The organism is Zhongshania aquimaris (assembly GCF_019312595.1).
Lineage (GTDB): Bacteria > Pseudomonadota > Gammaproteobacteria > Pseudomonadales > Spongiibacteraceae > Spongiibacter > Spongiibacter aquimaris.
On the sequence record NZ_JAHWDQ010000001.1, the window covers coordinates 1732948 to 1745172 of the forward strand.

Consider the following 12225-nt stretch of genomic DNA (forward strand, 5'->3'; position numbering starts at 1 on the left):
AGCTAGCGCTCATAGAAACAAAATAAATAATAATTTTATTCCCTACTTTTATAGTGCGAATACTTTTTACGATGGGAAAATCCCCCGCAAACCGGCAGTCGTTACCTTTACACTTAATTAAGAAACCTAAACCAATCCTAACACTGGCTGTTCAGGGCAGCGATCACTACCTCCATATTCCAGGAGATGCACAATGTCTAAACATCGAATCTTCACCATGTCATTTGCCAACCTTTATCCGATGTATCTCAATAAAGCAGAACGCAAAAATCGCAGTAAAGCGGAGGTTAACGAAATAATTTACTGGTTAACTGGCTACGACGAGGCCGGCTTGCAGCAGCAACTAGCACAGAAGAACGATGTAGAGACATTCTTTGCACAAGCACCGAAGTTACACGCCAACACATCGCTTATCAAAGGGGTGGTATGCGGAGTCCGAGTAGAGGACGTTGAAGATCCGTTGATGCAAAAAATTCGCTACTTAGACAAGTTAGTTGATGAGCTGGCAAAAGGAAAAGCAATGGAGAAAATTCTGCGTCAGTAAAATTAATTACTGATTTTAAAACGACAGATTAATAAAACGCATGAATACTCCCTATTAATCTGCCCATCAAAATGGCTAAAACAAATGCCCGAGCTTGCCAGACTTAGTCGCCAAATATTTTGCATTGTGGGGGTTTTGTCCGGTTTGCAAAGGCAGGCGCTCTACGACCTCGACACCTTGATCGGTAAGGGCATTCACTTTGCGCGGGTTATTGGTCATCAAGCGCACTTTAGTTATGTTCAAATGCTCGCACATCACCGCCAGTAAACTGTAGTCACGCATGTCCGCACCAAAGCCTAATTGCTCGTTGGCTTCGACGGTATCGGCGCCGGCATCTTGCAGTTTATAGGCGCGAATTTTATTCAGCAGACCGATGCCACGACCTTCTTGGCGCAAATAGAACAGCGCACCGCGCCCTTCTTCAGCAATTTTTTCTAAGGCTGCACGCAGTTGCGAGCCACAGTCACAACGCATGCTGAACAGCGCGTCGCCAGTAAGGCACTCAGAATGTACCCGCGCCAAAACAGGCTCACCATCGCTGATGTCGCCAAGGCTTAAAACAACGTGCTCTTTGCCGTTGTCGGTGTCCTGAAAACCATGAATATCAAACACCCCCCAAGGGGTGGGAAGCTTAGAGGATTCTATAAAGCTAACTGCCACGGGTATCTCCATGAGCAAATCCGGTCGCGCATTTTACCAGCACGACGACCGCGAGGCGACCACTGAGGGAATAATCATTGGCGAGATCTCTAATAACGGGGGGTTAGGACTAAGATATTGTCCCGCTCCTGCAGATCGATATGCTCTAAAAAGCTCATTCCAAGCAAAATAATATGCGGGTAATCGCCTTCGATAATCACCGCAGCGACCTGCTGTGTCTTGATATCACCCACTTCAACGCGGCTTAACATTATCCCAAAGGCCGGCTTAATACCCCCTGCTGTGGCGACAGAGGTCGGAACACCATCGCGGTAAAAAATACCCAGCTGATCTGCCTGACTCGAACTCATGGCGACCGAGGTGGCGCCGGTATCCACAAGCGCATCGGCGCTCTGGCCATTAATGCTGACGCGAGTCCTGTATTCTTTATTACTATTTTTGAGCAATGACACTGAGCTTGACGAGGGCTCGCTGTACTTCGCGCCAATATGTTTGCTCAGCGTAAGTGTCTTTCGCCGTCCCTCGATGTCTACCACGGCCTCGCGGGGGGTGGCCGACACCAATAGTATGCCGGAAGAGTCTCGCTGCCCCGCGCGCAGCAATTGCTGACGCCCGTCGATTTCCAATAGCGCAGCCTGTTGAAACAAGCCTCGCACCACAATCTGGGCCGGCGCCGCGACCGCGAGGGCGCTAGCCAAGACAGCAAGCACCACACTGATAGTTCTTACCATCACGCACCAGCCTCGTGAAGTGCCATTAATTCTGCGACAACGGCCTCTGGGTCGTCAGCCTGGGTAATGGCACTGATCATGGCAACGCTACCCACCCCCGTTGCCAGAACGTCTTTAGCGCGCTTGCTATCAATACCGCCGATGGCGGTTAAGGTGTAATCGGCAGACAACATGCCAACCCAGCGTCGCAGCTGTGGCAGGCCCTGGGGAATCCAAGGCATTTGCTTACTGGTGGTAGCGTATACTGGACCGATGGCAATATAGCTTGGCCGCAAACTATGCGCCCTTGCTACTTCGTAATAGGTGTGGGTACTCACCCCCAAGCGCAATCCGGCCTCCGCAATGGCGGCAATGTCGGCGGTATCTAAATCTTCCTGCCCCAGATGAACACCGTAGGCGCCCTCGCTTATCGCGAGCTGCCAGTAATCATTGATGAAAACCCGCGCATTAAACTTTTTACCAATGGCAACAGCCTCGCGAATCTCTTGCTGCAGGGCATCGCCCGATAAATCTTTAGTTCGCAGTTGGATAGTCTTTACGCCACAGGCCAATAAACGAGCTATCCAAGCGGCGCTGTCTACCACCGGATAAAGCCCTAACTCTCCGTCACAGGAAGCAAATTTCGTGCGCGAGCCACGTTCCGGTAGACGACGGTTTAAGCTGGGGAAATCAATTACATGTTGCGGCCAACCCATGTGGGCAACCGGCCCGGGGCCACTGCCAAGCTGTACCGACATACGCAGCCCTTGGCTGACATAGGCCTTGGCAATCACTAAGGCATCTGGCAGTGAATATCCCCGCGCCACCACCGCCGCAATCGCGGAGGAAAGACTACAACCAGTGCCGTGGGTATTTAGGGTATCGATATTGGGGCCGCTAAGCCAAAAGCCCTGTTCACCGTCGGTCCAATAATCGTGGCGCTCATTATTGCGCGCACTGAGATGACCGCCGGTTATCAGTACCGACCGCGCACCCAGCGCAACGATATCTGCAGCTGCTCGCTCGACATCGTCAAGACCATCAATGCTGCGATTAAGAAAGGCTTCTGCCTCGCTCAAATTCGGCGTTAGTAAATCTGCGCGGGGCAATAATTTCTCGATCAGTAGGTCACAGATGCCGCTAGGCATCAACTCGCCACCCGAGCTCGACACCATCACGGGGTCGCAAACGACAAATCCTGGGAAACTCTCTAGATACTTGCTCACCATCGTAACCACATCTTCTGAGGCAAGCATGCCTAGCTTGATGACATCAGCCTGCAGGTCACTGTCGAGGGCATTTATTTGCGCCGCCAAAGTACGCCTCGGCGTCACCGAGACATGGCCAACGGCAAAACTATTTTGCGCAGTAATGGCGGTAATGACTGTGCAGCCATGTACACCAAAATCATGAAAGGTGGCTAGATCGGCTTGGATACCAGCACCACCGCCGGAATCTGAACCGGCAATAGTCCACGCGATCGGCTTTTTACGACTTGCCATAAATCCTCTAAATATCGGTCTCCGCTATGATCAGTATAGCGGAGGCTAGCAAAGGCGCATTATCGCCTTTCGCAATGAATTGTTTAAGACTGACAATACGCTTGCGATGGCGTATTAGAATCGAAAGTGGGTCATCAAGCCAATGTGGTTACCGTCAAACGACACCGAACCAAAATGACTCTCTTTCTTGTAGTTGATCAGTGTAAAGCGGGTGCCCAGCCACAAATGATCCATGACTAGATAGTCATACTCCAGAATCAATCCGGCAGCGGGATCAAAATTGATAGAGTCTCGCCCAGCTCCATCCATTTTCACCATCGCGGTTGGCGAAAGATGTACCGTCAGCCCCGCGCCAAAGCGATGACGTTCGCGTACGCCAAAGAGAATGGCCTCTAATGGATAGCGCTCAAAACTCGCCTCGCCATTTTCTGCGTCGATACTATCGAAATGATAATTAGCGCTTAATTGCACAGCAGAGCGACGGTCAGCAGCTAAAAACTCAACGCCAAACCCAAACAGGAATGCGCCGCCTGCCTTAATCTGGTCGTCATCACCACCCTCAAACTCCACGTCGACTAGTGTGTCACCTCCACTGGTAAAACCAGCAGTGACAATTGCACGAGCCGAATAGTCTTCTTCCGCTAGTGTGTCTTGAGCTTGCGTCTGAGTACAGAATAAAGCCCAAATGAGCAATACCTTATTGAAAAAACTACGTGGCATTGTGGCCACCTCCCTGTGTTATGCATTCTTATAATCGGTTAAGAATGACGTAATGGCCGTATATGTTTAAATACCCTACCGTGCGGTTACACTCATTTTTGAGCTTGCGAATACTCGCTGACCGCATCGGTTAGGTCAATAAAAGCGGGATAACAAAAACAGCTGTATTATAATTACCACCACTCGAAATAGCCCTCAAAAATCTACTGCCGCTGACTCTAAGGAATTCTAGAATGACTAACATTGACGAAATCAGCGCCTTCCTTGCGCGTGAGTTTCCCCAGAGTCCCTGTTCAGTAGATGCCATTGGCCCGCAATCTGCCACGGTGCGCTATCGCGTTGACGAGCGAGCCCTGCGACCTGGTGGCACTGTCTCAGGCCCAACATTGATGACCACCGCTGACGTCGGGCTATACGCTGCAATTCTCGGCGAAATTGGCATTGTTGCGCTGGCAGTTACCACAAGCCTAAATATTAATTTTTTACGCAAGCCCAGCGCCGACAAAGATATTATCGGCGAATGTAAACTTATTAAAGTGGGCCGCCAACTGGTGATCGGCGAAGTGTCTTTGTACTCAGAGGGTGACGACAGAATGGTTGCTCACGCGGTGGGAACTTATGCCATTCCAAAGAGCTAAATTACGTTTAAAAATACGTCGACCAAGCGCCTTGACCGCCGTCGAACAATAGCTTGATACCGACAATAAAAAGGAAAAAGTAGCAAATTCGATAAATCGTTTTTTCGCTAACTTTATGCAATAAGTAAAAGCCCAGCCGAACACCGACTGGCGCCACCGGCATTAACACCGCGGCAGTGAGTAAGTTAGTGTGATCGAAGCTACCTTGCAGGCTGTAGGGAATGAGTTTTATCACATTCACTACCGCGAAAAAAATCGCCATTGTGCCCATCAACAAGGACTTCTCTAGTCGCTGCGGCAACAGATACATATTCACCGGCGGGCCGCCCGCGTGAATACCAAAACTGGTAAACCCCGCAACTGCGCCCCAAAATCCACCACGAATAATACTTACCCCCTGCGCCTTCGCCGAACTTGGTTTAAACCAGTAATTCAAACAAAATAAAACCGCGATCACGCCAATGAGAATGCGGATCATGTCTTCTGATAAATAGCGAAAACCGATGCTACCCAACACAATACCGATCACTGCGCCGGGTAGTAGGATTTTTATATTTGGCCGGTCCCACTGCCCACGAAAACTCCAGAGCGCAACCGCATCCATCACCAATAGAATTGGCAGCAAGATCGCTGCAGCCTGTATCGGCGAAATAGCCAAGCTCATTAACGGCACCGATACCACCGCAATGCCGCCGCCAAAACCGCCCTTTGCCATACCAAAGATCAGAATTGCCGGCACGGCACAAAGATAAAAAAATGGGTCTATGATCACCGGTACACCAATCCTATTTATACATTTTTAGCCACAACGCGCCGCGCATGATATTCACGCGCGCTATGACATATCGAGTTTACGCGAGCCTTACATAGGCCAGTAAACTACTGTTAGTAGTGCAACGAACTCAAACGCCGCGCTCTTCAATCACATCGGCATCAAATAATGCCTGCAGCTCATCGTGGGCTTCGCGCGCACTTTGAATGAGCGCATCGCGATCGTTGAACACCTTGTGCTGCTCGGCCAGCAACGCTTCGTCGTGACTCTGGAAGCGCTGTATACGAGCCTCTGCACGCTCGGGGCTCAAGCCAAGACCTATCAAGGTCTCGCGGCTAATCTCCAAGCTCGAGTGAAAGGTTTCGCGAATTGGCCTTGCGCCCAACTCCAATAAGCGATGGACATGAAATCGACTGCGGGCACGGGCGATAAATTTGATATGCGGATACAGGCGGCTAACCAACTCGGTAATCTTAATATTTGTCTCCGGGTCGTCGGCGGTTAGTACAAAGTACTCGGCCTTGTCCGCGTCAACCGCGCGCAATATTTCTGGTCGCATCGGGTCGCCATAATATACCGGCATGCTGTCGATACTGCGGGACAACTCAATGGTATCAACCGACAAGTCTAAGGCCACAAACGGTACCCGCTGCGCCCGCAAAATACGGGCAACAATTTGTCCCATCCGACCCATGCCGATAATCACCACCCTTGGCTCGTCGCTCTCGATCTGTTCATATTCCGGTGGCACGTCCTTGCTGACCGGCACTGGCTTGTGCATCTTTACCAGTAACATAATCAGCAGAGGCGTTAGTGCCATCGACAAAGTAATGGCAAGGATTAGCGTGCTATGTAATGTCACGTCTAACAGCTGATGATCTTTCGCGATTTGAAACACCACAAAGGCAAACTCACCTCCCGCCGCTAGAACTACACCTAAACGCAGTGCACTGCGACGATCCAAACCGCCCAGCACATTGCCGACCAAGGCGAGTATTGGCAGCTTTATTACCATAAGCAAAACCGTTAAGCCCAGCACCGTCAACGGCATTGTCGCCAGCAATTGGATGTCGGCAGTCATACCCACACTGATAAAGAAAAGCCCCAGCAGTAAGCCTTTAAACGGCTCTATCTGCGACTCCAATTCATGGCGGTACTCCGAATCGGCTAACAGCAATCCGGCGAGGAAAGCGCCCAGCGCCATCGAGACACCCACCGCATCCATTAACCAAGCTGTACCCACCACGACAAGCAGCGCGGTGGCCGTCGATACTTCCTGCAGGCCTGTCTTCGCCACCATGCGGAATATCGGCCGCAGCAAGTAGCGGCCACCCACTACCACCGCCCCAATGCTCAGAAAAATACGCAGTACCGAGCCCGCACTGGCGTCATCAGTACCAGCACTGCCGCTCAGAAATGGCACCAAAGCTATCAAGGGAATGGCGGCAATATCTTGAAATAACAATATCGCGAATGCCATGCGCCCATGGGAGCTGTTTAACTGCTTGCGCTCGGCGAGGATTTGCAAACCGAAGGCGGTGGACGACAGCGCCAAGCCTAAGCCCAGTACCACACTGGTCTGCCACGACTGCGAAAAGCCGAGATAAGCGACACCGCCAATTACCATCCCGCTCAACGCAACCTGCGTCAAGCCGACACCGAATACCGCCTTGCGCATTAGCCACAGTCGGCGCGGTGACAACTCTAGACCAATGATAAACAACAGCAATACCACGCCGAATTCAGAAAAGTGCGCGACGTTTTCGGGATTATGTATGAGCTGCAACGCTGCGGGCCCAATCACTACGCCCGCAATTAAATACCCTAATACCGCGCCCAGTTGTAAACGCTTCGCCAACGGCACAACAAATACCGCCGCCAATAATAAAACGACTGTTGCCTGTAAAAGGCTGCTTTCATGTGGCATGCACGTCTCCTGGCGGCAATGAAGTGAGATCCATATTCAGTGCTCCATGATAACTGCCTTCATGATAAATGGGACGCTTTCACGGCGCCTAATTTCATTTGCTTACGGTTTTATCAACGTATATAAAGAAAATGCTAACGATGGCAAGAGATTGTATTTCCTCCTCGCGCATATTCAATCTCAGTCGCGACCGAGTATCCAAGTGAACAAGGCGAATGCTTTTAACTGCAGACATCCGACGTCCGACGCAACCAAAGCGAATGCCTTTGGTTTTTATAAAGCACTATGCGGCTTAAGGCCCGCGGTCTATGGATCCTCGATCGGGGTCGAGGATGACGATTAGAGGGCTGGAAAGTTATCCCGTCGACCTAGCGGTGACCGAATCACCGTCATACTCGGCCACGACCGAGCGTCCAGATGAGCAAGGCGAATGCGTTTAACGGCAGACATCCGACCGTCGACGTCCGACGAAACCCAAGCGCATGCCTTTGCTTTTTACAAAGCACGATGCCGCTTATAACTGCGCAATGATTTTGGAGTATTGCTCAATCATGGGCATGACGATCTCAGGCTTATTCCAATTTTGCATGCCGACACCAATATTACAGCGAGTCACACCGCAGTCTCGGTAGCGCTTGAGCAAATCAGGCGTTATCTCGCCCATCACCACCAAGGTAACCTCTACCGAGTCTGGGTCGCGGCCAAAGTCACTTACCTGTTTGCGAAAATCTTTAATAGCGGCACCGACATCCGGTAATACCACATCCACCGGCATCCAGCCGTCTGCCCACTGTGCAGTGTGACGCACTCCCAGCGGCCCCATCGCGCCAAATATCATCTTTGGAATGTGCAGGGGTTTTGGCTCAAACCACACCGGGTCAAAATCAATGAATTCACCGTGATACTCTGGCGCCTCGTCCTTAAACAAGGCTCTCGTTGCCGCCACGGTTTCTTTCATCGCCAAATAGCGGCGCTGCCAAGGCAGGCTTGTTACATTCTCAAACTCTTCCTGATTCCAGCCCACCCCAGTGCCAATAATAACTCGGCCACCAGATAGCCGATCCAGTGTGGCAATAGTTTTAGCCTGAGAAAATAGCTCACGCTCCATCAGTAGCGCAATGCCGGTTCCCAGCTTTAATCGCGTGGTCGACGACGCCGCCGCCATCAGCGAAATATAAGGGTCCATCATTTCCTTGTACGGCTCGGGTAACTCACCGCCCGGCGGGTAAGCTGTTGTTCTACAGCGTGGAATATGACTGTGCTCGCCATACCACAGGGACTCAAAACCGGCGTCCTCCAATATTTTCGCGAGTTGTGCCGGTTCTTGATCGTTGACAGTGTTCATGGAACTAAAGCCGAGATGCATATTATCGCCTCTTACTATTTTCATTATTTTGTAAGAGTGTAGTTCACTGCCATATCAGCCGACATACTTCACTTTGATGAGGGAGTAGCTCCCTCAGCAAGCCCCAAGATGGTCGAGTCAGGCAAAACAGGAGTAAGCAACAACATCACGCCTTAAAAATCGCCTCAGCTTTTGACCACGCTGGCCGCGCGCGCAGGCGATTTAAGTAAGCCTGAATAGCTGGATAAGGCAAAAACGCCTTACCGGTCTCGTCGCCGGCTTGCGCAAATAAGGGTGATTCCAACATCATCAAAGGAAACGCGACCATAATATCGGCTCCGGAAAAGTCCCCGGCAATATAATCCCGCTCGCCGAGAATATTATTCATATAAGTGAACACGGTTATAAACTCGCCGTCGCAAAAGGCCTTCAAACCCGGCGCATCACTCGCCGTCATCACACTCAACATATTAATAAATATCGGCGTCATCAATGTCGACTCCGCGGCATGCATCCAGTGTAAATAATCAATATAGGCTGGCGTACCTTTCGCTGGCCTTAAGCGCCCCTCACCATAGTTTTCCAGAAGATACTCAACAATCGCACCGGATTCAGGAATTGTCTGGCCCTTGTCTTCAATCACAGGCGCCTTACCCATCGGGCTGACATCCCATAGCGACTGCGGTGAACGAAACGTTTCCGCATTGCGAGTATGGGTCACCAACTCATATTGCAAACCCAATTCTTCGGCCAACCAGATGCTGCGATCTGAACGGGACATACCTAGATGATGAATTTTGAGCATAAGATCCTCTGCTATTGTTATGTATTTTTAGTCTAAGCCACGCCAAGATATGCGGGCTGCGCGCAAAGATGTTTACGCAGATAGCCCCTGTTCAGATTTAGGATCGCCGTTTCACTGCTGATGCCAAAACGGCATCCCTAAGGTCGGCGTCGACGGCGATGCCGTTTGGCGCTCTGGCATCGCTCCCGCTAGAGCAGCTTGACGACCGGCCTCAATCGCGCGCTTAAATGCGCTTGCCATCAAAACCGGATTACCCGCCTGCGCAATCGCAGTATTTAACAGTATCCCGTCGTAACCCAGCTCTAAGGCTTGTACCGCGTGAGATGGTTTGCCAATGCCGGCATCCACAATTAATGGCAGCTCAGGAATACGATCACGAATAGCCTGCAAATTATAAGGGTTCATCAAACCGCGTCCGGTGCCGATGGGCGAGCCCCAAGGCATTAAAACCTGGCAACCGACATCTCGCAGTCGCTGGCAAATCACTAGATCATCGGTGCAGTAGGGGAACACCTTAAAACCAAGTTTAATTAATTGCGCAGCAGCCGCGACCGTAGCAAGGGGATCGGGCTGTAGATTGTAATCATCGCCGACAACTTCCAGTTTTAGCCAGTCTGTTTCAAATAATTCCCGCGACATCTGCGCTAAGGTCACCGCTTCTTTGACGCTATGGCAGCCAGCGGTATTTGGCAGCATGGTTTTCTTTAACTCTTTGAGCTGGCGCCAGAATGATTCGCCACCACCCTGCTCCGGCGACTGGCGGCGCAGAGACACGGTAACAATTTCCGCACCGGACTCGGTGATTGCATCGCGCATAATGGCAGGCGATGGATATAGCGCACTACCTATTAACAGTCGGCTATTGAATGTTTGGCCGTAAAGGGTCCAAGTATCGGGGGGCATAGTGTCTGTTGCTGGTATCTTCATTTTGAAACTCTACGTTATTGGCCGGAAGTCTAATGTCTAATGTGAAAACCGTACTTATCGTCAGACGCCTGACTTCGGACATCCGACATCGCATCATCACCCTCCCTGTACCGGCGCGAGCACATCCACTTTGTCGCCATGTTCCAAACAGCAACTTTTATACTGCGAACGCGGCACAAAGTTTTGATTCACTGCGATTGCGACCTTCCCCGCTTCAAAACCCCAGATCGTTAGTAACTGAGCTAGGGGCTGATCTAAGGAGCACTCTTTGCTTTCATTATTTACACTGACGGTAATTATTAATCCGGTCATGTTAGTACTCTGCATCACTGGTCGGACGTCGGAAGACAGACGCCCGAAGTAAAATTAGTCGTAAACTCCCACATCAGACGGCATCGTATCCCCTAACTATCGAGCTGAACGCTTGATAGGAGACGGTAAACGCAGAACCACCGATGTCAGTAGCCTTTGCATCTCCCGTCAGGCATATCGCTGGCCGACTCCCGACTTCCTCAGCATCGCCAAGGCCGACTCAAGCACATGAGGGCTGAGTAAATAGCCGTGCCGATAAAGTCCATTCACCACCAGCAAGCCATCCGCACATTTTATTTCTGGCAAATTATCTGGCATCGCCGGTCGACAGTGAGCGTAGGCGTGCAGTACGGTCGCCTCGGCAAAACCACTGTGTACGCTATACAGCGCCGACATGAGTTCAAGGCTTGAGCGCACCGTCACCGGCTTCATCGATTCGCTTTCAATTTCCGTCGCGCCAATCACATAGCGATTTCCGGCGCGCGGGGAGATATATAATTTATAGCGCGGGTGCATGAGACGAATGGGGCGTTGCAGATTTACTTCCGGTGCGTGAACCCACAGCACTTCACCGCGAACACCACGCAAAGCTGGCAGCTGTACTTTCGCGCCCATGCCTCGGCTATCGATAGCCCAATCAAAGGAATAGTCTTCGTTTGCCAAGCGGATCTTCCCAGCATCAACGCTCTGCACTTCGCTAAACTCCCGCCACTTGCCACCGAGCTTGCTAATCGCTGTTTCCAAGGAAATGAGCAAGGCTTCGTTGTCGAGATATGCCTCTTCCGCCAAAAACAATCCGCCGTGGTATCGCTCTGCTAACTCTGGCTCTAACTCGGCTAATCGGCGCCGATCAATCCGCTCAATAAATTCGTCGCAGTCTTGTACCTTGCCGCGCAGCTGTTGCTCAAAATGGTTTAAGCTAGATTCATCTAATTTATGCGCCACCACCACGCTGCCCTTGTTGCCAAAATCAACGTGCTGCCCAGTTATTTCCTCTAGGGCAGCCAGTTCCTCGGGCCACCACGTCAAGGCCATTCGCCCCCAATCAAAGACACAGCGCTCAGAACTAACGACTTCACTATAGGGCGCCAACATCGACGCCGCGACTATAGCCGCACTGAGCTCAGCGGCGCGACTACCGCGCTCGAATAGGGTTACCTGGTGGCCACGCTGCAGCAAATTCCACGCGAGCAAGCGACCAAGCAAGCCAGCGCCGGCGATACCTATTTTCATCGCTTGATGCTGGACGGGAGACGTAAGACGCTAAGACAGCACCAACGCTGACGCGCACCAATGAGCGAAGCGAATGCCTTTCGAATTAGCGTTCTGCGTCTAGCCTCTCCCGTCTCCCGAGAAAGCCTTC

General features: G+C 51.3%; 13 protein-coding genes and 1 pseudogene. 2 read left to right on the forward strand and 12 right to left on the reverse strand.

Annotation, left to right across the window (positions count from 1 at the left end; translation table 11 throughout):
• Positions 1-193: 193 nt before the first annotated feature.
• The gene (locus KXJ70_RS07860; protein ID WP_219042860.1) at positions 194-544 is read left to right on the forward strand and encodes a DUF2200 domain-containing protein; all 351 of its coding nucleotides are present in this window, start codon (positions 194-196) and stop codon (positions 542-544) included.
• Positions 545-619: 75 nt separating this feature from the next.
• On the opposite strand, the gene ribA is transcribed toward KXJ70_RS07860, so the two are convergent.
• The 4 genes from ribA to KXJ70_RS07880 all read right to left on the reverse strand — a co-directional run bounded on the left by ribA (position 620) and on the right by KXJ70_RS07880 (position 4136).
• On the reverse strand, positions 620-1216 hold the full coding sequence (ribA, locus tag KXJ70_RS07865; RefSeq protein WP_255558219.1) for a GTP cyclohydrolase II: 597 nt from the start codon (positions 1214-1216) through the stop codon (positions 620-622).
• Between the two features lie 77 nt (positions 1217-1293).
• On the reverse strand, positions 1294-1935 hold the full coding sequence (locus tag KXJ70_RS07870) for a retropepsin-like aspartic protease family protein (RefSeq protein ID WP_255558348.1): 642 nt from the start codon (positions 1933-1935) through the stop codon (positions 1294-1296).
• Positions 1935-3416 (reverse strand): bifunctional hydroxymethylpyrimidine kinase/phosphomethylpyrimidine kinase, encoded by a 1482-nt coding sequence (thiD, locus tag KXJ70_RS07875; RefSeq protein WP_219042863.1) that lies wholly within the window; start codon positions 3414-3416, stop codon positions 1935-1937. The genes KXJ70_RS07870 and thiD overlap by 1 nt, the downstream gene beginning before the upstream one ends.
• Positions 3417-3530: 114 nt before the next feature.
• Entirely contained in the window at positions 3531-4136 is a 606-nt protein-coding gene (locus KXJ70_RS07880; protein ID WP_219042864.1) for a hypothetical protein, read from the reverse strand.
• A 233-nt stretch (positions 4137-4369) separates the two neighbouring features.
• Between KXJ70_RS07880 and KXJ70_RS07885 the strand changes: the two genes are divergently transcribed.
• A complete protein-coding gene (locus KXJ70_RS07885) occupies positions 4370-4774 on the forward strand; it encodes a PaaI family thioesterase (RefSeq protein ID WP_219042865.1) in 405 nt (134 codons plus the stop codon).
• Between the two features lie 7 nt (positions 4775-4781).
• On the opposite strand, the gene KXJ70_RS07890 is transcribed toward KXJ70_RS07885, so the two are convergent.
• The 8 genes and pseudogenes from KXJ70_RS07890 to thiO form a co-directional block, all read right to left on the reverse strand.
• Positions 4782-5546 carry a sulfite exporter TauE/SafE family protein gene (locus KXJ70_RS07890; protein ID WP_219042866.1) on the reverse strand — a complete coding sequence of 255 codons (765 nt, stop codon included), beginning with the start codon at positions 5544-5546 and terminating at the stop codon, positions 4782-4784.
• Between the two features lie 130 nt (positions 5547-5676).
• On the reverse strand, positions 5677-6366 hold the full coding sequence (locus KXJ70_RS19635) for an NAD-binding protein (RefSeq protein ID WP_439655076.1): 690 nt from the start codon (positions 6364-6366) through the stop codon (positions 5677-5679).
• Positions 6358-7473: pseudogene (locus tag KXJ70_RS19640) on the reverse strand (monovalent cation:proton antiporter-2 (CPA2) family protein); the annotation flags it as partial. The gene KXJ70_RS19635 and the pseudogene KXJ70_RS19640, both read right to left, overlap by 9 nt.
• 514 nt (positions 7474-7987) lie before the next feature.
• Positions 7988-8818 carry a TIGR03619 family F420-dependent LLM class oxidoreductase gene (locus KXJ70_RS07900; RefSeq protein ID WP_255558220.1) on the reverse strand — a complete coding sequence of 277 codons (831 nt, stop codon included), beginning with the start codon at positions 8816-8818 and terminating at the stop codon, positions 7988-7990.
• A gap of 166 nt (positions 8819-8984) precedes the next feature.
• Complete coding sequence (locus tag KXJ70_RS07905) at positions 8985-9623, reverse strand: glutathione S-transferase family protein (protein ID WP_219042869.1); 639 nt, start codon at positions 9621-9623, stop codon at positions 8985-8987.
• A gap of 111 nt (positions 9624-9734) precedes the next feature.
• Positions 9735-10550 carry a thiazole synthase gene (locus tag KXJ70_RS07910; protein ID WP_255558221.1) on the reverse strand — a complete coding sequence of 272 codons (816 nt, stop codon included), beginning with the start codon at positions 10548-10550 and terminating at the stop codon, positions 9735-9737.
• Between the two features lie 96 nt (positions 10551-10646).
• Positions 10647-10862: a sulfur carrier protein ThiS gene (thiS, locus tag KXJ70_RS07915; RefSeq protein WP_255558222.1), complete on the reverse strand. Its 216-nt coding sequence runs from the start codon at positions 10860-10862 to the stop codon at positions 10647-10649.
• 168 nt (positions 10863-11030) lie between these two features.
• Entirely contained in the window at positions 11031-12095 is a 1065-nt protein-coding gene (thiO, locus tag KXJ70_RS07920) for a glycine oxidase ThiO (RefSeq protein ID WP_219042870.1), read from the reverse strand.
• Positions 12096-12225 lie beyond the last annotated feature (130 nt).